The 493-nt window shown below is 57.4% G+C and carries 1 protein-coding gene; it reads right to left on the bottom strand.

Annotated features, from left to right (window positions below; translation table 11 throughout):
- Window positions 1-493: carbohydrate porin (locus tag P792_RS38405; RefSeq protein ID WP_023978080.1), on the bottom strand; the 493-nt coding region annotated here is incomplete at both ends.

Raw genomic sequence — 493 nt, 5'->3', positions numbered from 1 at the left:
CGACGTTATAGATGCCAGCCGAAACGAGCATGCGCTGATCACCGAAGGGGAAAAGCTTTACGAACGCGCCGGGATGGGCTGTTGGATAGTAACCATAGCCAGAGTTGCTGGCGAGCGCCTGCGGCATACCGCAGATCGCGTTCGATTCGAACTGGCAATAAAGATTCATGCCCCAATGCATAGTGGACTGACCGAAATCATTTTCGGTGTTGATCCAGCCGATTTCGGTATCGGCGTAGCGGTTCCACTGCATTTCCCATGAGAGCCGCGTAAAACGAATGGTCTCGCCCGAACCGAAGATTTCCTGCGGGCTGTTCAGCGCGGGAAGCTGCTGGCCAATGCCGAGGCCGGCGCGCTCGGTGAGCAGCACATGGAACATACCGTAATTATGCCCGGTAAGCTGGGCAAAATTGACATCGGCTCCGATCGCGACTTCATGAGCATAGCGCACGGTCTGGGCGCGTCCGCCGGTGGGATTACCCGCGCTGTCCTG

The organism is Asaia sp. SF2.1, assembly GCF_000505765.1.
Lineage (GTDB): Bacteria > Pseudomonadota > Alphaproteobacteria > Acetobacterales > Acetobacteraceae > Asaia > Asaia bogorensis.
This window is presented reverse-complemented; position numbering and strand designations above follow the sequence as displayed.